At 72.4% G+C, this 19,492-nt stretch carries 24 protein-coding genes; 11 read left to right on the top strand and 13 right to left on the bottom strand.

All coding sequences use genetic code 11. The features are described from left to right. Positions 1-28 precede the first annotated feature (28 nt). Complete coding sequence (locus BLV05_RS08405; protein WP_052762878.1) at positions 29-961, top strand: GNAT family N-acetyltransferase; 933 nt, start codon at positions 29-31, stop codon at positions 959-961. Here the strand turns inward: BLV05_RS08405 and BLV05_RS08400 are convergent. After that, the gene (locus BLV05_RS08400; protein ID WP_046771187.1) at positions 949-1,332 is read right to left on the bottom strand and encodes a YciI family protein; all 384 of its coding nucleotides are present in this window, start codon (positions 1,330-1,332) and stop codon (positions 949-951) included. The genes BLV05_RS08405 and BLV05_RS08400 overlap by 13 nt on opposite strands. A 127-nt stretch (positions 1,333-1,459) precedes the next feature. On the opposite strand from BLV05_RS08400, the gene BLV05_RS08395 reads away from it, so the two are divergent. The 4 genes from BLV05_RS08395 to BLV05_RS08380 all read left to right on the top strand — a co-directional run bounded on the left by BLV05_RS08395 (position 1,460) and on the right by BLV05_RS08380 (position 3,894). Then, entirely contained in the window at positions 1,460-3,049 is a 1,590-nt protein-coding gene (locus BLV05_RS08395; RefSeq protein WP_407717046.1) for an MFS transporter, read from the top strand. An 87-nt stretch (positions 3,050-3,136) separates the two neighbouring features. Beyond that, positions 3,137-3,358: a hypothetical protein gene (locus tag BLV05_RS08390; protein ID WP_046771188.1), complete on the top strand. Its 222-nt coding sequence runs from the start codon at positions 3,137-3,139 to the stop codon at positions 3,356-3,358. A gap of 18 nt (positions 3,359-3,376) precedes the next feature. Next, positions 3,377-3,721 (top strand): hypothetical protein, encoded by a 345-nt coding sequence (locus tag BLV05_RS08385; RefSeq protein WP_046771189.1) that lies wholly within the window; start codon positions 3,377-3,379, stop codon positions 3,719-3,721. Next, positions 3,718-3,894, top strand: a complete 177-nt coding sequence (locus BLV05_RS08380; RefSeq protein WP_157524222.1) for a hypothetical protein — start codon at positions 3,718-3,720, stop codon at positions 3,892-3,894. Before BLV05_RS08385 ends, BLV05_RS08380 begins: the two co-directional genes overlap by 4 nt. Before the next feature lie 62 nt (positions 3,895-3,956). Here the strand turns inward: BLV05_RS08380 and BLV05_RS08375 are convergent, their stop codons facing one another. The 5 genes from BLV05_RS08375 to cysS all read right to left on the bottom strand — a co-directional run bounded on the left by BLV05_RS08375 (position 3,957) and on the right by cysS (position 9,771). Further along, the gene (locus BLV05_RS08375; RefSeq protein ID WP_046771191.1) at positions 3,957-5,249 is read right to left on the bottom strand and encodes a Fic family protein; all 1,293 of its coding nucleotides are present in this window, start codon (positions 5,247-5,249) and stop codon (positions 3,957-3,959) included. 83 nt (positions 5,250-5,332) lie between these two features. Continuing rightward, positions 5,333-6,118, bottom strand: coding sequence for a TrmH family RNA methyltransferase (locus tag BLV05_RS08370; protein ID WP_046771192.1), 786 nt, complete (start codon positions 6,116-6,118; stop codon positions 5,333-5,335). 2 nt (positions 6,119-6,120) lie between these two features. Next, positions 6,121-7,269 (bottom strand): acyl-CoA dehydrogenase family protein, encoded by a 1,149-nt coding sequence (locus tag BLV05_RS08365; protein WP_082155607.1) that lies wholly within the window; start codon positions 7,267-7,269, stop codon positions 6,121-6,123. A 73-nt stretch (positions 7,270-7,342) separates the two neighbouring features. After that, positions 7,343-8,323, bottom strand: a complete 981-nt coding sequence (rlmB, locus tag BLV05_RS08360; RefSeq protein WP_046771193.1) for a 23S rRNA (guanosine(2251)-2'-O)-methyltransferase RlmB — start codon at positions 8,321-8,323, stop codon at positions 7,343-7,345. Further along, a complete protein-coding gene (cysS, locus tag BLV05_RS08355) occupies positions 8,323-9,771 on the bottom strand; it encodes a cysteine--tRNA ligase (protein WP_046771194.1) in 1,449 nt (482 codons plus the stop codon). The genes rlmB and cysS overlap by 1 nt, the downstream gene beginning before the upstream one ends. A 100-nt stretch (positions 9,772-9,871) precedes the next feature. On the opposite strand from cysS, the gene BLV05_RS08350 reads away from it, so the two are divergent. Next, a complete protein-coding gene (locus tag BLV05_RS08350) occupies positions 9,872-10,576 on the top strand; it encodes a phosphatase PAP2 family protein (protein WP_160312793.1) in 705 nt (234 codons plus the stop codon). Here BLV05_RS08350 and BLV05_RS08345 read toward each other — a convergent pair. Next, positions 10,536-11,507 (bottom strand): aldo/keto reductase, encoded by a 972-nt coding sequence (locus BLV05_RS08345; protein ID WP_046771195.1) that lies wholly within the window; start codon positions 11,505-11,507, stop codon positions 10,536-10,538. The two genes, BLV05_RS08350 and BLV05_RS08345, sit on opposite strands and share 41 nt — an antisense overlap. After that, positions 11,498-12,790 (bottom strand): L-fuconate dehydratase, encoded by a 1,293-nt coding sequence (locus BLV05_RS08340; RefSeq protein WP_046771196.1) that lies wholly within the window; start codon positions 12,788-12,790, stop codon positions 11,498-11,500. The genes BLV05_RS08345 and BLV05_RS08340 overlap by 10 nt, the downstream gene beginning before the upstream one ends. 149 nt (positions 12,791-12,939) lie before the next feature. On the opposite strand from BLV05_RS08340, the gene BLV05_RS08335 reads away from it, so the two are divergent. After that, positions 12,940-13,686 carry an SDR family NAD(P)-dependent oxidoreductase gene (locus BLV05_RS08335; protein WP_046771197.1) on the top strand — a complete coding sequence of 249 codons (747 nt, stop codon included), beginning with the start codon at positions 12,940-12,942 and terminating at the stop codon, positions 13,684-13,686. 58 nt (positions 13,687-13,744) lie between these two features. On the opposite strand, the gene ispF is transcribed toward BLV05_RS08335, so the two are convergent. From ispF to BLV05_RS08320, 3 genes are read right to left on the bottom strand one after another with little or no spacing between them, the layout of a single operon-like run. Further along, a complete protein-coding gene (ispF, locus tag BLV05_RS08330) occupies positions 13,745-14,224 on the bottom strand; it encodes a 2-C-methyl-D-erythritol 2,4-cyclodiphosphate synthase (RefSeq protein WP_046771198.1) in 480 nt (159 codons plus the stop codon). After that, positions 14,221-14,901: a 2-C-methyl-D-erythritol 4-phosphate cytidylyltransferase gene (ispD, locus tag BLV05_RS08325; protein WP_197683584.1), complete on the bottom strand. Its 681-nt coding sequence runs from the start codon at positions 14,899-14,901 to the stop codon at positions 14,221-14,223. Before ispD ends, ispF begins: the two co-directional genes overlap by 4 nt. A gap of 32 nt (positions 14,902-14,933) precedes the next feature. Next, a complete protein-coding gene (locus BLV05_RS08320) occupies positions 14,934-15,416 on the bottom strand; it encodes a CarD family transcriptional regulator (protein WP_046771200.1) in 483 nt (160 codons plus the stop codon). Between the two features lie 294 nt (positions 15,417-15,710). Between BLV05_RS08320 and BLV05_RS08315 the strand changes: the two genes are divergently transcribed. The 4 genes from BLV05_RS08315 to BLV05_RS08300 all read left to right on the top strand — a co-directional run bounded on the left by BLV05_RS08315 (position 15,711) and on the right by BLV05_RS08300 (position 17,499). Beyond that, positions 15,711-16,289, top strand: coding sequence for a PT domain-containing protein (locus BLV05_RS08315; RefSeq protein ID WP_152690948.1), 579 nt, complete (start codon positions 15,711-15,713; stop codon positions 16,287-16,289). Between the two features lie 81 nt (positions 16,290-16,370). Continuing rightward, positions 16,371-16,694: an ArsR/SmtB family transcription factor gene (locus BLV05_RS08310; protein WP_046771202.1), complete on the top strand. Its 324-nt coding sequence runs from the start codon at positions 16,371-16,373 to the stop codon at positions 16,692-16,694. Beyond that, positions 16,691-17,143: an SRPBCC family protein gene (locus BLV05_RS08305; RefSeq protein WP_046771203.1), complete on the top strand. Its 453-nt coding sequence runs from the start codon at positions 16,691-16,693 to the stop codon at positions 17,141-17,143. The genes BLV05_RS08310 and BLV05_RS08305 overlap by 4 nt, the downstream gene beginning before the upstream one ends. Continuing rightward, positions 17,140-17,499 (top strand): nuclear transport factor 2 family protein, encoded by a 360-nt coding sequence (locus tag BLV05_RS08300; RefSeq protein ID WP_046771204.1) that lies wholly within the window; start codon positions 17,140-17,142, stop codon positions 17,497-17,499. The genes BLV05_RS08305 and BLV05_RS08300 overlap by 4 nt, the downstream gene beginning before the upstream one ends. On the opposite strand, the gene BLV05_RS08295 is transcribed toward BLV05_RS08300, so the two are convergent. After that, positions 17,496-18,176 carry a response regulator transcription factor gene (locus BLV05_RS08295; RefSeq protein WP_046771205.1) on the bottom strand — a complete coding sequence of 227 codons (681 nt, stop codon included), beginning with the start codon at positions 18,174-18,176 and terminating at the stop codon, positions 17,496-17,498. The two genes, BLV05_RS08300 and BLV05_RS08295, sit on opposite strands and share 4 nt — an antisense overlap. Beyond that, complete coding sequence (locus BLV05_RS08290; protein WP_082155608.1) at positions 18,173-19,354, bottom strand: sensor histidine kinase; 1,182 nt, start codon at positions 19,352-19,354, stop codon at positions 18,173-18,175. Before BLV05_RS08290 ends, BLV05_RS08295 begins: the two co-directional genes overlap by 4 nt. Positions 19,355-19,492: the final 138 nt, after the last annotated feature.

Below are 19,492 nucleotides of genomic sequence, written 5' to 3'. Positions count from 1 at the left end.
GATCGAACGACGAGGGGCGGGTGACCGGATGGTGACCCGCCCCTCGTCCGTTCCGCACCGGCGGCCGTACACCGACGCCGACCTGCCCATGCTGCAGCGGACCGTGGCCGGCTGGATCGCCGCCGCCGGCCGATGCGGCTATGACCACATCGGCGAGCTGCCGCACCGCATCTACGAGAACCTGCGCGGCCGCCGGCCGGTGGGCGAGCTGGTCCACGTCTGGGCCGACGACGCCGGCGCGACGGCCGGGCTGGCCGTCACGCTCCGGTTCGACGAGGCGTTCGACGTGTTCACCGCGCCCGAGTGGCGGGGCACCGGCGGTGAGCGGACGATGCTCGCCGACGCCGCCGCGGCGACCGCGGCCGCCATGGACCCGGCCGCGCCGTACGTGCTCACCGACGTGTTCGACTGCGACGCGGTCCGCATCCGGCTGCTCGAGGAGCTCGGGTTCGAGCGCTTCCGCGTCTGGGACGACGTGCAGGAGCGCGAGCTCGACGGCGCCGGCCCGCTCCCGCCGGTGGTGCTGCCTGACGGGTTCACCGTCAGGCCGGCCGGCCCGGACGACGCCGACGACCTGGCGGCCGCCCGCAACTCCGCGTTCGGCGACGACTGGACGGGCGACCAGTACCGGACGCAGGTCATGGACAAGCCCGGCTACGACCCGGCGCGCGAGCTCGTCGCCGAGTCGCCCGACGGCCGCGTCGCCGCGTTCACCGTCATCTGGTTCGACGAGCGCAACGGCGCCGGGCACTTCGAGCCCGTCGGCACGCACGCCGCATTCCGCAGGCTGGGCCTGGCCAAGGCCGTCATGGCGCACGGGCTGCGGCTCATGCGCGACCGCGGCCTGTCCACCGTCAGCGTCAACCACGACGCCGAGAACCTGGCCGCGGCCGCGCTGTACCGGTCGCTGGGCTTCACCGCCCGGCACCAGACCTTCGGCTACCGCCGTCAGATGCGGTAGGGCGCCTCGCCGCGGACGGTGTCGGTGACGGCCTCGTTGACCGGGCGGATCTCGACCGCGCCGCCGGCGCCGCACGGGATGCGGGCCGCGATGGCCGCCGCCTCGTCGAACGTCTCGCAGTCGACCAGGTAGTAGCCGGCCAGCAGCTCCTTGGCCTCGATGAACGGGCCGTCGGTGATGGCGGGCGCGCCGCCCGCGGACGACAACCGCACCGTCCGCACGGCCGACCCTTCGTCGAGCGCGGCCGAGCTGAGCACCGTTTTCGTCGCGTCGAGCTCCTTGAACAGCGTCATGTGCCCTTGCAGGCGGGCCTGCGCATCGAGGTCGGGTCCGGCGGCCGGGGTGTTGTAGATCAGCATCAGGTACTTCACGGGTTCACCCTCTCACGATTTCGATGTGACCCAGGTCACATCAGGTCGCCACGGATCGATGTCGAAATCCGTTCCGCGACCGCGACGTACCGGGTGACAGCGCGATCGAGAAGGACCTGAGAGAGGGATCACCGTGACGACCATCGACACATCGGCTCCCACCGAGCGAGCCGGCAAGCGCGAGTGGATCGGCCTGGCCGTGCTGGCCCTGCCCACCCTGCTGCTCGCACTCGACATGAGCGTGCTCCACCTGGCGGTGCCGCACCTGGCCGCCGACCTGCACCCGACCAGCAGCCAGCTGCTGTGGATCACCGACATCTACGGCTTCATGGTGGCCGGCTTCCTCATCACCATGGGCACCCTGGGCGACCGGATCGGCCGGCGGAAGCTGCTGATGATCGGCGCCGTCGCGTTCGCCGCGGCCTCCGCCCTGGCGGCCTGGTCCAGCAGCGCGGAGATGCTGATCGCGACCCGCACGGTGCTGGGCATCGCCGGCGCGACGCTGATGCCGTCGACACTGGGACTGATCAGCAACATGTTCAAGGACCCGAAGCAGCGCGGCGTCGCGATCTCGGTCTGGATGAGCTGCTTCATGGGCGGCATGGCGCTCGGCCCGGCCATCGGCGGGGTGCTGCTGGAGGCGTTCTGGTGGGGCGCGGTGTTCCTGCTCGGCGTGCCGGTGATGGTGCTGCTGCTGGCGACCGCCCCGATCCTGCTGCCCGAGCACCGCAACCCCGGCGCCGGCCGGCTCGACCTGGTCAGCGTGGGCCTGTCGCTCGGCGCGATCCTGCCGGTCATCTACGGCCTGAAGGAACTGGCGAAGGACGGCGTGAGCACGGTGGCGCTGGGCGCCGTGGCCGTCGGCCTGGCCGTGGGCGTCACGTTCGCCCGCCGGCAGCTGCGGCTGCCCGAGCCGCTGCTGGACCTGCGGCTGTTCCAGAACAAGCGGTTCACCTCGGCGCTGGGCATCTTCTCCGTCAGCGGCTTCGCGATGGGCGGCATCTTCCTCTTCGTCGCCCAGTACCTGCAGCTGGTCGCCGGCCTGTCGGCGCTGGAGGCCGGGCTCTGGATGGTCCCGCCGGCCGTCGCGATGATCGGTGGCACGATGTACGGCCCCGCGCTGAGCCAGAAGTTCGGCGTCGGCTGGGTGATCGGCGGCGGGATGGCGTTCTCGGCCGTCGGGCTGCTCCTGATGACGCAGGTCGGCGCCACCGGCGGCCTCGGACTGATGATCGTCGGCATCATCATCGCCAACGTGGGCATGGGCCCGGGCGCCTCCCTGACGACGAACATCGTCATCGGCTCCGCACCGCCTGAGAAGGCCGGCTCCGCGGCGGCGGTCTCCGAGACCAGCGCCGAGTTCGGCATCGCTCTGGGCATCGCGACGCTGGGCAGCCTGGGCACCGTGGTCTACCGCTCCGAGCTGACGGTCCCCGCCGGCACCCCGGCCGAGGCGGCCGCCGCCGCCCAGGACTCGATGGCCGGTGCCGCCGTGTCCGCCGCGCAGCTCCCCGGCGACGTGGCCGGCCCGCTGCTGGAGGCCGCTCGCGAGGCGTTCATGACCGGCCTCACCACGGTCGCCAGCATCAGCGCCGCCGCGCTGTTCGGCTTCGCGGTGGTCGGGGTGGCCCTGTTCCGCCGGTTCCAGCCGGCCGCCCCCGCGCCGGAGGCGACCACCGACGAGACCGAGGCCGAGCGGGAGCCCGTCGCGGTCTGATCCTTCCAGCGCTGTCCCGGAGAGCCGGGGCCGGTCGTGTCGACCGGCCTCGGCTCTTTCCGTTCACCGTCCTGTTACGGTGCGTTCATGACCGACCCTGCCGGCCGCCGCCGGATCGTCGCTCCCTCGCTCGACCGGGACGACATCCGGTACGCGATCGGCAAGGTCCTGTTGCTGGTCTGCGCGGCCGTCATGGCCCTGCACGTGGTCTCCGTCGCCGTGCGCAGCATCGCCCGTCCGGACGGGCGCGTCCTGGCCGACGTGCTGGCCCTGCTGAACGGGGCCCACGAGCGCTCGCTGGCGAGCTGATGGACCTCGGCGCTGCTGGTGACCTGTTGCCTGGCCGCCGTCGTCGCCGCCCGGCTGGCCGGGGCCGACCCCCGGACCAGCCCGGCCGCACGGGGCTGGCTGGTGCTGGCCGTCATCTTCGCGCTGCTCTCGCTCGACGAGATCGTCTCGTTGCACGAGCGCGGCGCCGACTGGGCCGCGGCCGTGTTCGAGACCGGCTCGCTGCTGGCGCGGCTCGGCTGGACGATTCCGGCGGCCGCGATCCTGCTGGCCTCGCTGGTCGTGCTGGTCCCCGCGTTCGGGCCATCCCGTCCCGGCCCAGGCGCGTCATCGCCGCCGGCCTCGCCACGTCGATCGCCGGCGCGCTCGGCATGGAGGTCGTGAACGTCCTGCTCACCGACGCCGGCGCCCGCTATCTCTGGCGGCACCTGGCGATGGCCGTCGAAGAGGCGGCCGAGATGGCCGGCGTGGTCATCGCGCTGCTCGGCGTGCTGACCGCCACCCCGGCGCGCTGGGCCGAGGGCCGGCTGACCCTCAGCTACGACGGCGGCCGCTGAGCCCGTTGCCGAGCGGGGGCACGTGGCGGTCTGATCCTTCCAGCGCTGTCCCGGAGAGCGCGTCAGGCGCCCGGAAGAGCCGGCGCCGGCCGGTTCGGCGCCGCCACCCGAGTGTCGAACCTCGTGCTGGCCAAGGTGCGCTCGGCGACCGCGATGAGATCAAGCACCTCGCGGGCGATGTAGGCGGTCGCACCTCGCTCGATGGCCTTCGTGTGCAGGATCCCGGCCTGTCGCAGCTCCTCCAGCGCCGCGGTCGCCGCTGGGAACGAGACGTCCAGGATCCTCGTGAGAGTCGTCGCGGTCACCACCGGTGCCTCCGACAGTTGCCCGAGCAGGCGCGCGACGGCCGAGTCGGCTCGCGGAGTCGCCCGCACACCAGCCGCCCTCCGATAAGCCGACAGCCGGGCCGCCCACGCGATCCCCAGCTCGTTGACCCGGTCTCGCAGCAACGAAGACTGCTCGACGGCGATGGCCGATGCCTCGACGAACATCTCCAGCCACTCGTTGACCGCGACGCTGGCGTCGGGCGTTCCGGCGGCCGCCTGGTGCCGATACGCGCCGAGACCGGCGATGTATCGGTCGCGCAAGGTAGCGAGGACCAGGCTGACCGGCAGCACAGCCCGCTGGGTCGCTCCACGACGCGCGAGAACGGTGTGGATCAGTGCCCGGCCGACGCGCCCGTTGCCGTCGACGAACGGGTGGATCGTCTCGAACTGTGCGTGCACCACAGCTGCTTGGATCAGCGGCGCGTGCGCGGCGCCGTTGAGATAGTCGACGAGGTCGGCCATCAGCTCCGGCACCCGCTCGGGTGCCGGCGGCACGAAGTCGGCTCGGATCGGATTCCAGTCCGACCCGCCGATCCAGTTCTGGACAGTGCGCAGGCCGTGGAGCTGCGGCTGGTCGGGCAGCAGCGAGGCGTGCAGATCCACGATGCCTTCGACGGTCAGCTGGTCAGCCTGAACCAGTTCGGTCGTGGACCGGCGAACGACGGTCATGTTGTCAGCGACTTGGCGCGCCTGCTCGCTCACGCCCCGCACCGCTTCGGACTGGCCCAACTCGGCCAGTGCCACCTGTTGCAGTGAGGATGCGATGCCCTCGATCCGAGAGCTGGCGATCGCCTCGGATCGGAGCAAGAACCGAGCGATGCCCGCCAGCCCGTCGGCATCGGAGCCGTTGAGCGTGCGGATGTCACGCTCGACTCGGGTGACCTCCCTGGAGAGATCGCCCCGCACAGCAAGGGCAAGACCGTCGATGGCATCGGGAACGTAACGCCGGTACGACCCCGCACGCTGCGCGGCCCTGGGCACACCGGACTGGAGCTGGGATTCCCAGTGCGCAGATTCCCAGGAAGCCATCGCCGTTATCCTTTCATCGGCCACCGATCTACTTAACTTTAAGTCTATAGACTTTAGTAGGCGCGGCGTCGATGAAAGGATAACTACGAACGTTGGCGGAGCGCTTCGTAGAGGACGACGGCGCCGGCGGCGGCCGCGTTGAGCGAGCTGGCGCCGCCGGTCATGGGGATGCGGGCGACGACATCGCAGCCGTCGCGCCAGGCGCGGCTCATGCCGGTGGTCTCGTTGCCAATCACGACGACGGCGGGGCCGGCCAGCGGCGCCTCCGCCAGGTCGACCGTGCCCGACTCGTCGGTGCCGACGACCGTCGCCCGGCCGGCGGCCCAGTCCAGGACCGGCGCGGGCCCGGGCAGCCGCAGCACCGGGATGGTGAAGACCGAGCCGGTGCTGGCCCGAACGGCCTGCGGGTCCCACGGGTCCGCCGCGTGCCCCGTCACCACCACCGCGTGTGCGCCGAGCGCGTCGGCCGACCGCACCAGCGACCCCACGTTGCCGGGGCTGACCGGCCGGTCGAACACCACGACCAGGGCGTCCGGCGCCACCGGCAGCCGGTCCACCGAGTCGTCCAGAGGGCGGCGGACGACGGCGAGCAGCTCGGGCGCGCCGTCGGAGCGCTCGCCGAGCTCGGCCAGCAGCTCCGGCGCCACCCGCACGACCGGCGCCACGCCCGACGCCAACAACTCTGCCGCCCACGACGAGGGCCGCGGCCGGCCGTCGAACAGCAGCGAGACGAACGGCACCCCGGCCGCGGCGGCCAGCGAGATCGGCCGCACGCCCTGGACCAGCAGCTCGCCGCTGGACTGGCGCTTGGCCCGGTTGGTCAGCAGCGCCTGCCACTGCTGGAACGTCGCGTTGCGCCGCTCGACCATCCTCACCCGGACGACCGGAGGATGCGCGAGATGACCAGCCGCTGGATCTGGTTCGTACCCTCGAAGATCTGCATGACCTTCGCCTCGCGGAAGTACCGCTCGACCGGGTGGTCGCGGGTGTAGCCGGCGCCGCCGAGCACCTGGACGGCGTCGGTCGTCACCTGCATCGCGTTGTCTGTCCCTACCAGCTTGGCCACGCTGGCCTGGTGCCGGAACGGCAGCGACGCGTCGCGGCGGCGGGCCGCGACGATGTAGAGGGCGCGGGCGCTCTCGACCGCGGCCGCCATGTCGGCGAGCAGGAAGCCGAGGCCCTGGTGGTCGATGATCGGCTGCCCGAACTGCTCGCGCTCGCGGGCGTACTCGACCGCCGCCGTCAGCGCCGCCTCGCCCAGGCCGGTCGCGATGGCGGCGACGCCCAGCCGGCCGGAGTTCAGCGCCTCCAGCGCCATGCCGAAGCCGTCGCCCTCGCGGCCGATGCGCCGCTCGAGCGGCACCCGGACGCCGTCGAGGTTGAGGATCGTGGTGGGCGACGCGGTCATCCCCATCTTCTTCTCCGGCGCGCCGCACGACAGCCCCGGCGCGTCGCCCGGCACCAGGAAGCACGAGATGCCGTGCGAGCCGTCGTCGGAGGTGCGGGCGAAGACCGTGTAGAAGTCGGCGATGCCGCCGTGGGTGATCCACGCCTTGGTGCCGGTGAGCACGTAGCCGTCGCCGTCGCGGACCGCCCGCGTGGTGATGGCCGCCGCGTCGGAGCCGGCCTGCGGCTCGGACAGGCAGTACGCGCCCAGCAGGTCGCCGCCGATGAGGTCGGGCAGCCAGCGCTTGCGCTGCTCGATCGTGCCGTGCGTGGCCAGCGGCCAGCAGGACAGCGAGTGGACGCTGACGGTGAGCGCCACGGTGGCCCAGCGCTCGGCCAGCTCCTCCAGGACCTGCAGGTACACCTCGTACGGCTGTGCGCCGCCGCCGTACGTCTCTTCGTACGGCAGGCCGAGCAGGCCGATGCGGCCGAGCATGCGGACGAGGTCGCGCGGGTACTCGCCCGCCTCCTCCGCAGCCGAGGCGCGAGGCCTCAGCTCGCGCTCGGCGATATCGCGAACCAGGCCGATCAGGTCTTCGGCCTCGGGCGTGGGCAGCATGCGCTCCACGGACACGTCCGGTTACCTCCGCGGGGTCGCGCCGTGACCGGGGATCGCCCGGACGACGGCGTCGGTGATCGGGCGTAGCCTACCGTGGCTCGGCGACGCTCCTGGCGCGGGTGACCTCGTAGAGCGCCACGCCGGCCGCGACGCCCGCGTTGAGCGACTCGACACTGCTGACGATGGGGATGCGCACGACCAGGTCGCAGGTTTCGGTGATGATGCGCGACATGCCCGAGCCCTCGGACCCGACCACCAGGCACAGCGGCTGGTCCAGGGCCACTGCGGCCGCGATGTCGGTGTCGCCGGCGCCGTCGAGCCCGACGACGAACAGCCCGGCCTCCTGGTAGGCGCGCAGCGCCCGGGCCAGGTTGGTCGCCTTCGCGACGGGCAGCCGGGCGGCCGCGCCGGCGGAGGTCTTCCAGGCCCCGGCCGTCATGCCGGCGCTGCGCCGCTCGGGGACGACGACGCCATGGGCGCCGAACGCGGCGGCCGAGCGGACGACGGCGCCCAGGTTGCGCGGGTCGGTGACGCCGTCGAGGGCGACGATCAGCGGCACCTCACCGGCGCCGAACGCGGCGGAGACGAGGTCGGCGGGGTCGGCGTACTCGTACGGCGGCAGCGTCATCGCCAGCCCCTGGTGCACAGCGCCGGCGGTGATGCGGTCCAGCTCGGACCGCGGCGACTCGAGCAGCGGCAGGCTGCGCTCGGCGGCGATCTTCAGCACCTCGCGGACGCGGTCGTCACTCTCGATGCGCTCGGCCACGTAGATGGCCTTGACCGGCACCTCGGCCCGCAGCGCCTCGACGACGGCGTTGCGGCCGGCGACGGTCTCGGCGGCGCCGGGCCGGCCGGTCGTGCCGGGCCGGCGAGGCGCGCCGGCCTTCTCGGCCGCTTTGCGGGCCGCGGCCGCCTTGCGCGACGCGGGGTGGGCGGGGCGCTCCTCGGCCTTCGGCGTCGGGCCCTTGCCCTTGAGCGCCTTGCGCCGCTGGCCGCCGGACCCGACGACCATCCCCTTCTTCGTTCCGGTCTTGCGCATGGCGCCGCGGCGCTGGGAATTGCCGGCCATCAGGCGGTGCCTCCGATGTCTCCGGGCTCGTCGGCGAGTTGCCAGCGAGTTCCGTCGGGGTTGTCCTCGACGACGATGCCCGCCGCCTTGAGCCTGTCGCGCAGGGCGTCGGCGGTGGCGAAATCGCGGTTCTCGCGGGCCCGCTGGCGCTGCTCGAGCACCGTGTGGACGAGAACGTCGACGGCCCCGCGCAGGCGGTCGCCGCCGCTGCCGATGGTGCCCAGGCCGAGCCAAGGCTCGGCCAGCGGGTCCATGCCCAGCACGCCGAGCATCGCCCGCACCGACGCGAGGTTGGACCGCAGCTCGACCCGCTCGCCGGACGTCAGCAGCGTGTTGCCCTCGCGGACGGTGTCGAACAGCACGGCCAGCGCCTGCGGCACCGAGAGGTCGTCGTCCATGGCCGCCCGGAACGCCGGCGGGACGTCGGCGGCGGGCTGGACGTCGGTGGTCACCTCGGCCGCGCGGACCACGTAGCCCTCGATGCGCCGGAACGCCGCGGCCGCCTCGGCCATGGCCTCCTCGGAGAAGTCGACGTGGCTGCGGTAGTGCGGCGCAACGAGGTAGTAGCGCAGCTCGATCGGCCGCAGCCGCTGCACGACGTCGGAGACCAGCAGCGAGTTGCCCAGCGACTTGCTCATCTTCTCGCCGGCCATGGTGACCCAGCCGTTGTGCATCCAGGTGCGGGCGAACGCGCGCCCGGCCGCGCGCGACTGGGCCAGTTCGTTCTCGTGGTGCGGGAAGCGCAGGTCGATGCCGCCGCCGTGGATGTCGAACTCGGCACCGAGGTACTTGCCGGCCATCGCCGAGCACTCCAGGTGCCAGCCCGGCCGGCCGGTGCCGAACGGTGTCGGCCACGACGCGGTCTCGGGCTCGCCGGGCTTGTGCCCCTTCCACAGCGCGAAGTCGCGGGGGTCGCGCTTGCCGCGCGGGTCGGCGTCGGCGGCCGGCTCCATCTCGTCGATCTTCTGGCCGGACAGCTCGCCGTAGGACGGCCACGAGCGCACGTCGAAGTAGACGTCGCCGGAGCCGTCCTCGGCCGCGTAGGCGTGCCCGCGCTCGATGAGCAGCTCCATGAGGCCGATCATCTCGGGGATGTGCCCGGTGGCCCGCGGCTGGTAGGTGGCCGGCAGGCAGCCGAGCACCTCATAGGCAGCGTCGAGCGCGCGCTCGTTCTCGTACGCCAAGGCCCACCACGGGCGGCCCGCCTCGGCGGACTTGGTGAGGATCTTGTCGTCGATGTCGGTGACGTTGGCGACGATGGTGACCTCGTAGCCGTTGTGCTCGAACCAGCGCCGCAGCACGTCGAAGACGACTTCCTTGCGGATGTGGCCGATGTGCGGTGGTCCCTGCACGGTCAGCCCACAGTGGTAGATCCCGACCTTGCCCGGCACCACCGGGACGAAGTCGTGGATCTCACTGCTGGCCGTGTCGTACAGGCGAAGACTCACCGGACAAGGGTAGCCACTCCGGAGCCTCCGCAGGGCCGCCCGGACGACCTCGCCGTTCCCACATCGCCGGTTCGATGGGGAACAATGAACAGTGACCATGGTGACCGACGACGCACAGACCCGAGTGTCCACCCGGCGTGAGTGGCCGTGGTGGGCTCCGTCGGTGTCCGCGGGTCTGGCCGCCGCCGCCCTGCTGGGGCTGATGACCTGGCAGGTCGTCGAGCGCGGCTGGTTCATCGCCTGGGACTGGGACTTCCACGTCTACGTCGACCCTCGCCAGCCCGACGGCCTCACCAAGAGCCTGCTCGACGCGCTGGCCAGCCTCGGCGGCCAGCGGCTCTACACGCTGCCGATCATCGCCGCGGTGGGTCTGTACGTGGCGTACCGGCAACGGCACGTCCGCGTGCTCGTCGCCATCGCGTCCGGGCTGGCGACGGTGCTGCTCATCGGGTACTGGATCAAGCTCGGGCTGGGCCGCACGCCGCCGGCGAGCGGGCAGGACGTCCTGTACGGCGTCGGCCAGGCGTTCCCGTCCGGGCACACGGCCAACGCGACGCTCACCTGGTTCCTGCTGGTCGTGGTGTTGTTCGGGGCGCACGGGCTGAAGCCCGACCCGGCCCGGTTCCGCCGCTACCTCTGGGTGGCCGGCGCGGGTGTGCTGGTCACCGGGTTCCTCATGACCGCCCTCGACTACCACTGGGTCAGCGACATCCCCGGCGGCATGGCGCTGGGCTTCCTGGCGCTGATGATCTCGGTGACGGTGCTCAAGGCGCCGCCGCTGCGCCTGCCTCGTCAGCGGGAATGAGCCCCCGCCCTTCGAGGGCGGCCCACAGCTCCGGTGCGACCGGGGCGCCCAGCCAGGCGGCGTTCTGCCGGACCTCGGCCGGGCTGCGCATGCCGACGACGGCCGAGCGGACCAGCGGGTGGCGCAGCGGGAACTGCAGCGCGGCCTGCGGCAGGACGGCGCCGTGCTCGGCGCAGACGGTGGCGAGGTCGCGGGCGCGGGCCAGCACGTCCGGCGGCGCCGCGGCGTACTCGTAGGTGCTGGCGGGGTCCGGCTCGGGCGCCGCGAGCAGGCCCGAGTTGTACACCCCGGCGGCCACGACGTCCGTACCAGCGGCGGCGCAGGCCGGGAACAGTTCGTCCAGCGCGGGCTGCTCGAGCAGCGTGTAGCGGCCGGCGACCATGACGACATCGAGGCCGCCACCGCGGACCAGCCTGGCCAGCGCGGCGGCGTCCTTCGACCCGGCTCCTACGGCCCGGACGGCGCCCTCGTCGCGCAGCTCGGCCAGCGCTGGCAGCGCCGTCGCCAGCGCCTGGTCCAGCCGGTCCTCCGGGTCGTGCAGGTAGAGGACGTCGACCCGGTCCAGGCCGAGCCGGGCCAGGCTGTCGTCCAGGCTGCGGCGGATGCCGTCGCGGCTGAGGTCCCAGACCCGGCGGTGGGTGGCGGGGACGGCGAAGCGGCCCTCGTCATCGTCCCCGCCGCCGTCGCCGGGGACCAGCAGCCGGCCCGCCTTGGTGGAGACGACGTACGCGTCGCGGTCGCGCCCGGCCAGCGCCGCGCCGAGCCGCCGCTCGGACACCCCGAGCCCGTAGTGCGGCGCGGTGTCGAAGTAGCGGACCCCGGCCTCCCAGGCGGCGTCGACGGTGGCGGCCGCGGTGTCCGGGTCGACGGCGGTGTAGAGCCCGGCGATCGGCGCCGCGCCGAACCCGAGGCGGCTCAGCGTCAGCGCCACACCTCACCGTCCGGGAAGCGGTGCGCGACCAGCGACGGGACCAGGATCTCGGTGCCGGCGCCGGGCCGCTCCGGCGCGCGGTAGCGGCCGTTCTCGACGCGGACCGGGTCGGCGAAGTGCTCGTGCAGGTGGTCGACGTACTCGATGACGCGGTTCTCGGTGCTGCCGCTGACCGCGACGTAGTCGACCATGGCGAGGTGCTGGACCGCCTCGCACAGCCCGACCCCGCCGGCGTGCGGGCAGACCGGGACGCCGAACTTGGCCGCGAGCAGCAGGATCGCCAGGTTCTCGTTGACACCGGCCACCCGGGTGGCGTCGATCTGCACGAACTGCGTCGCGCGCGCCTGCAGCAGCTGCTTGAACACGACCCGGTTGGCGACGTGCTCGCCGGTGGCGACGCGGACCGGCGCGATGCGCTCGGCGATGGCGGCGTGGCCGAGGACGTCGTCGGGGCTGGTCGGCTCCTCGACCCACCACGGGTCGAACGGCGCCAGCTCCTTCACCCAGCGCACCGCCTCGTCGACGTCCCAGCGCTGGTTGGCGTCGATGGCGATGCGCACGTCCGGTCCGCAGATCTCCCGCGCGATGCCGAGTCGGCGGACGTCGTCGTCGAGGTCGCCGCCGACCTTCAGCTTGATCTGGGTGAACCCGGCGTCGAGCGCCTCCCGGGTCAGCCGGGCCAGCTTGGCGTCGTCGTACCCGAGCCACCCCGGCGTCGTCGTGTAGGCCGGGTAGCCGCGGGCGACGAGGTCGGCGGCGCGCTCGGCCCGGCCCGGCTCGGCGGCCTGCAACAGGTGCAGCGCCTCGGCCGGGTCGAGCACGTCGGTGAGGTAGCGGAAGTCGACGAGATCGACCAGCTGCTCCGGCGAGAGGTCGGACAGCAGCCGCCACAGCGGGACGCCGGCCCGCTTCGCCGCGAGGTCCCAGAGCGCGTTCACCACGGCCCCGATGGCCATGTGCATGATGCCCTTCTCCGGGCCGAGCCAGCGCAGCGGCGAGTCGTGCACCAGCCGCCGCCAGGTGCTCCCCATGTCCGCCACCAGCGCGTCGACGTCGGCGCCGACCAGCAGCGGCCGGAGCGCGTCGATCGCCGCGACCTGCACGTCGGTGCCGCGGCCGATGGTGAACACGAACCCGTGACCGTCGGGACCGCTGTCGTCGGTGCGCACGATGACGTACGCCGCCGAATAGTCCGGGTCGGGGTTCATCGCGTCCGACCCGTCCAACATCCGCGACGTCGGAAAGCGCAGGTCGAACGTGTCGAGAGCGGTGATCTGGCTCATGGCGGCCCTTCCGGTCCAGTGGCACGGGACGCATAACATCCGATGTCTGTAGCACACAGTGTGCCATGAGCGCGGCTCCTGGTTGTGGTCTGACCAGGGTGACATAGGATGTCTCGCGCGATCGAGCAGCGACGAGACGGGAGCGGGCGATGGGTGAACTGGACGGCCTGACCGCGGTGGTCACCGGCGGAGCGGCGGGTATCGGGCTGGCCACGGCACGGCGGCTGGCCGCCTCCGGCGCCTCGGTCGGTGTGCTGGACCGCGCCGTCGACGACGCGCCCTCCGACCTCTTCGCCGTCCAGTGCGACGTCACCGACTCCGACGCCGTGGTGGCCGCGGTCGCCGCGGTGGCCGACCGGTTCGGCGGCCTGGACATCCTCGTCAACAACGCCGGCATCGGCGCCGCCGGCACCGTCGAGGACAACTCCGACGCCGAGTGGCACCACGTCTACGACGTCAACGTCGTCGGCATGGTCCGGGCCAGCCGCGCCGCGCTGCCGTTCCTGCGCCGCTCGCAGCACGCCGCCATCGTCAACGTCTGCTCCATCGCCGCGACGGCCGGGCTGCCGCAACGCGCCCTCTACTCCGCCACCAAGGGCGCCGTCCTCTCCCTCACCCAGGCGATGGCCGCCGACCACCTTCCCGAGGGCATCCGCGTCAACGCCGTCAACCCCGGCACCGCCGACACCCCTTGGGTCACCCGCCTGCTCGAGGCCGCGCCCGACCCCGCCGCCGAACGCGCCGCCCTCGAGGCCCGCCAGCCCACCGGCCGGCTCGTCCCGCCCGACGACATCGCGGCGGCGATCGCCTACCTCGCCGGCCCCGCCGCCGGCTCCGTCACCGGCACCACCATCTCCGTCGACGGCGGCATGCAAGCCCTGCGCCTGCGCAAGTAGCCGCCCGCCCCATGATCATGTTCCCTCGCGGCGCCTCAGCGACCGCGAGGGAAAATGATCATGGGAGTAGCAGGGCGGTGGCGACGGCGGCCAGGCCCTCGCCGCGGCCGGTGAGCCCGAGACCGTCGGTGGTGGTGCCGCTGACGCTGACCGGCGCGCCGACGGCCTCGGACAGGACCGCCTGAGCTTCGTCGCGGCGGCTGCCGATGCGCGGGCGGACGCCGATGACCTGCACCGAGGCGTTGCCGATGGTGAACGCGGCGGCCCGCACCAGTCGCGCGGTCTCGGCCAGCAGCGCGACGCCGGGGGCGCCGGCCCACTCCGGGCGGTCGGTGCCGAAGACCGCGCCGAGATCACCCAGGCCGGCCGCGGACAGCAGTGCGTCGCAGACGGCGTGTGCGGCGACGTCGCCGTCGGAGTGGCCGACCGGCCCAGCCGGTTCGTCCGGCCAGTGCAGCCCGGCCACCCAGCACGGGCGGCCGAGCTCCAGCCGGTGGACGTCGATGCCCAGCCCGACCCGCGGCGCCGGCGTGGTCATACGGCGGCCGCCCGCCGGGCCAGCACGGTCTCGGCGAGCAGCAGGTCCTGCGGCCGGGTGACCTTGAAGGCGTCGGCGTGGCCGGTGACGACGTGGACGGGCAGGCCGATGCGCTCGACCAGCGCGGCGTCGTCGGGTGCGTCGGTGTCGCCGCGTTCGACGGCGGCGGAGTGTGCCCGCTCCAGCACGTCGCGGTCGAAGCCCTGCGGCGTCTGGACGGCGCGCAGCGCGGCGCGCTCGGGGGTCGCCGTGACCAGGCCGGCGTCGTCGACCACCTTGAGGGTGTCGACGACCGGCAGGCCCGGGATGACGGCGTCGTGCCCGGCCAGCACGTCGGCGGCGACGGCGTCGAACAGCTCGGACGGCGCCAGGCAGCGCGCGGCGTCGTGCACCAGCACGACCTCGGTGTCGTCGGGCAGCACGGCCAGCCCGTTCGCGACCGAGTGCTGCCGGGTGGCGCCGCCGGGCACGACGGCGACCGCGCCGGCCAGGGCGGGATCACCCTCCAGGCCGTCCGGCGCCACCACGACGACGTGCGTCACCCGGGCGGCGCCGGAGGCGGCCCGCAAGGCATGCCAGACCAGGGGACGTCCGCCGAGGTCGACGAACGCCTTCGGGCGACTTTCGCCCAGCCGCTCACCACGACCGGCGGCGACCACGATGCACGCAACGCTCACGACGGGATCATGCCCCGTTCGACGCGCGCGTGTCAGCCCGCGAGGACCTCGTCGAGCAGTGTTTCGGCCTTGTCCTCGTTGGTGTTCTCGGCCAGAGCGAGCTCGGAGACGAGCACCTGGCGGGCCTTGGCCAGCATGCGCTTCTCGCCCGCGGACAGCCCGCGGTCGCGCTCGCGCCGCCAGAGATCGCGGACGACCTCGGCGACCTTGATGACATCACCGGACGCCAGCTTCTCGAGGTTTGCCTTGTACCGGCGTGACCAGTTGGTGGGCTCTTCGGTGTGCGGCAGCCGCAGCACCTCGAAGACGCGATCGAGCCCTTCCTGGTTGACGACGTCGCGTACGCCGACGAGGTCGACGTTGTCAGCTGGAACGCGAACGGTCAGGTCACCTTGCGTAACCTTCAGGACGAGGTACTGACGTTCCTCTCCTTTGATGACCCGGGACTCGATCGCCTCGATGAGCGCGGCCCCGTGATGGGGGTAGACAACCGTTTCGCCGACCTTGAAAGTCATGTGTTCCTGTCCCCTTTCCCCCACCGATGATAGCACGATTTTCATGACTCGGATAAGCGTTTGTGCTGGTCAGCGCCAGTGATGGGGGTTGACAAATCGCCATTCGGCGTGCTGCGGTCACTCGTCATACAGGGTCGGCGGCCCATCCGTAGTGTCCGTTTCACCCCTTTGCAAGGTCATCGATCTTGCCGTCCCACCTGGTGAGAGCGGGTGCCGGTGACCAGGCATCGAGATGGCGCCGGTACGCTGGTCCGCGGTCTGTCCAGTGTGAGCCCGCTTTCCGAGGAGCACGTGGTGAAGGTTGCTGTCCGGCGTCTGGTTCTCGCCGCCGCCCCCGTCCTGGTCATGGGCGTGGCCGGCTGCAGCATCCACGAGCAGACCCAGCGGTGGTACTCGGCAGACAACGGCGTCAACGCCGACGCCGGCGACATCGGCCTGCGCAACGTCCAGGTCGTCTCCGACGGCGGCGGCACGGCCACCGTCATCGCCACCCTGACCAACCGCGGCGGCAGCGACGACGAGCTGGTCGAGGTGATCATCGGCGACGTCACCGCCGACCTCGCCGACGGCCCGGTCCAGCTGCCCGTCAGCGGCGTCGCCGACCTCGGCCCCGACGCCGACCGCGTCGACGGCTTCGATGTCGAGGCCGACCCGGGGCACACGGTCACCGTCGAGTTCCGCTTCGACAGCGCGCCGCGCACCACCGTCCACGCGCTCGTGCGGCCCGCCGAGGGCGCCTACGCCGAGGCGCTGCCGGCCGAGCCCGTCCGCGAGACGGAGGAGCCGGGCGACGAGCCCACCGGCGACGCGACGGACCAGCCCACCGATGAGCCCACTGAGGCGCCGACCGGCACCGAGACGCCGTCGGAGTGACCGGCTTCAGCCGACTCTGAAGGGCACGCATCTGCAACGAGTTCCTTGCACAAGGGATTCGTTGCGCATAGTCTCGAGGCTGTGACGCTTGCCCTCGACGCCGCCTTCGCCGCGCTCGGCGACCCCACCCGCCGGGCGATCATCAGCCGGCTCGCCCGCGGCGAGGCGACCGTCGGCGAGCTGGCCGAGCCGTTCGACCTCACCCACCAGGCCGTCTCGCGGCACGTCGGCATCCTCCGGCGCTGCGGGCTGATCCAGCAACGGGTCGACGGCCAGCGGCGCCCGTGCCGCCTCGACGCGGAGCGGCTGCGAGAGCTGGCCGGCTGGATCGGCGAGCAGCAGCGCGAGTGGGAGTCGCGGCTCGACAGCCTCGAAGATCACCTTGCGAAGGTGCGCGAGCCGTGACGGCGCACGTCACCCTCGACGGCGATCAACTGATCGCCACGCGCCACGTCGACGCCGAGCCCGCGCTGGTGTGGGCGGCGTTCACCACGCCCGCGCACCTGGCCGCGTTCTGGGGCGGCGACCACGCCACCGTCGCGCCCGGCTCGGTGACGGTCGACCTCCGGGTCGGCGGGACGTTCGAGCTGGAGACCCGCGGCCCCGACGGCGCCGTGCGCCGGCTGCGGTTCCGCTACGAGGCCGTCGAGCCGCCGGCCCGGCTCGTCCTGACCGAGCCGCGCACCGGCCTCACGACCGAGATCCGCCTCGAGCCGGCCGGCAGCGGTACGACGGTCGTCGTGCACCAGCGGCGGCTGCCGCCGGAGCTGCGGACCGAACAGGCCCGCACCGGACTGGCCGCGATCCTCGACCGGCTCGCCACAGTCCTGACCGACACCGGGAGTGCCCCATGACCACCCGCCAGCAACTCGTCCACCGCTACATGGACGGCTTCCGCCACAGTGACCACGCCTCGATCCTCGGCTGCCTCACCGACGACGTCGTGTGGCACGTCCACGGCCACCGCACGACGCGCGGCAAGGCCGAGTTCGACGACGAGATCGAGAACCCGGCGTTCGAGGGCAGCCCCGAACTGAGCGTCGAGCGGACGGTCGAGGCCGGCGACGTCGTCGTCGTGACCGGCACGGGCGCCGGACGGCACCGCGAGCACGGGCCGTTCCGGTTCGTCTACAGCGACCTGTTCACGTTCCGCGACGGGCTGATCGCGCAGGTCGACTCGTACGTCGTGCCGCTGGGCGACGCACCCTAGGCCTCCAACTTGTAGCCGAGGCCGCGGACGGTCAGCAGGTAGGTCGGCGCCGCGGGGTCGGGCTCGATCTTGGCCCGCAGACGTTTCACGTGGACGTCCAGCGTCTTGGTGTCGCCCACGTAGTCGGCGCCCCAGATGCGGTCGATCAGCTGGGCGCGGGTCAGCACCCGGCCGGCGTTGCGCAGCAGCAGCTCGAGCAGCTCGAACTCCTTGAGCGGCAGCCGGACGGTGCTGCCGTTGACGGTGACCACGTGGCGGTCGACGTCCATGCGGACCGGGCCGGCGCCGAGCACTGCCTGGCTGGCCTCAGTGGGCTCGGTGCCGCGGCGCAGCACCGCCCGGATGCGGGCGACCAGCTCGCGCGACGAGAACGGCTTGGTGACGTAGTCGTCGGCGCCCAGTTCCAGGCCGACGACCTTGTCGACCTCGGAGTCCTTGGCGGTCAGCATGATGACCGGGACGTTGGAGCGCTGCCGCAGCTGGCGGCACACCTCGGTCCCGGACAGGCCCGGCAGCATGAGGTCGAGCAGTACGAGGTCCGCTCCGCCCCGGTCGAACTCGTCGAGAGCGTCGTCGCCGGTCACGGAGACGGCGACCTCGAAGCCCTCCTTCCGGAGCATGTACGACAGGGCGTCGCTGAACGAATCCTCATCCTCGACGACGAGCACGCGGGTCACGGCGTCTCCTTACCAACTGGCGTCTCGAACGCGGACGGTTGCCCGGTTCGCTGCGGGTGCAGCGGCAGTCGCAGGGTGAAGGTGGACCCTGCTCCCTGAACGCTCCACACGCCTACCTCGCCGCCATGGCTGGCGGCGATGTGCTTGACGATGGACAGTCCCAGGCCGGTACCACCGGTGGCCCGGGAACGGGCGGGATCGACGCGGTAGAACCGCTCGAAGATGCGGTCCAGCTCGCTCTCAACGATGCCGAACCCCTGGTCGGTGACGCTGACCTCGACGAGGTCGTCGCGACGGCGTACTCCGACGGCAACGCGGGTATTGGGGGGACTGTAGTTCACCGCGTTCTCGACGAGGTTGCCCAGTGCGATGACCAGTTGCTCGACGTTGCCCAGGACCTGCAGCCCCGGTGTGCCGCCGGCCGTGAGCCGGATCTTGTGCTTCTCGGCCTCGACCCGGCTGCGGTCGAGGGCGGCCTCGACGACGCTGTCGACGTCGACGGACTCGGGCGACGCGACGGGGTCGTCGTACTGCAGCCGGGAGAGGTCGATGATCTCCTGCACGAGCCGGGTGAGCCGGGCGCCCTCTCGCTGCATGCGCTCGGCGAAGCGCTGCACGGCCTCGGGGTCGTCCTTGGCGTCCTCGACCGCCTCGGCGAGCAGCAGCAGCGCGCCCACCGGGGTCTTCAGCTCGTGCGACACGTTGGCGACGAAGTCGCGGCGGACCTCGTCGACGCGGATCTCGTGGGTGCGGTCCTCGACCAGCGCCAGCAGCAGCTTGCTGTTGAGCGGCGCGACCCGGGCCGACACGTACAGCGTCTGGGTGGTGTCGCGCGAGCGCGGGATCTCCAGCTGGACCTCGCGGATCTGGCCGTCGCGGCGGACCCGCTCGGTCAGCTCGACCAGCTCGGGCACGGCGACACGGTCGTGCCGGACCAGACCGAACGCGTACGCGGACGGGCTGGCCTTGACGACGTCGAGGGCGCTGTCGAGGACGATGGCGCTGGAGCGCAGCACCGAGAGCACCTCGTCGACGCCTTCGGGGACGCGGGACGTGCGTGGCGGCTCAGGCGGGTGCTGCGCGCGCTCACTGGCCTTGAACGCCAGACCCGCCGCGAGGCCGACCGCTGCGCCGACACACGCGGCCAGCGCTCCGGCTGTCACGGCATCCACATCCACCGATGGTATGTGCCACAGCGGAGTTCATCTCCACTTCAAGACACTTCACGCCGCAGTTTCGGGCCCGTGTTCACCGAGACTTCGCGGCCCATTCACCTTCCGGCGCTGCCCGTCCATCAATTGCACCTACGCTGATCG

Origin of the sequence: Jiangella alkaliphila (genome assembly GCF_900105925.1) — a bacterium.
GTDB classification, from domain to species: Bacteria; Actinomycetota; Actinomycetes; order Jiangellales; family Jiangellaceae; genus Jiangella; species Jiangella alkaliphila.
Note: the sequence above shows the minus strand (reverse complement) of the source record. Positions and strands in the feature narration are given on the sequence as shown.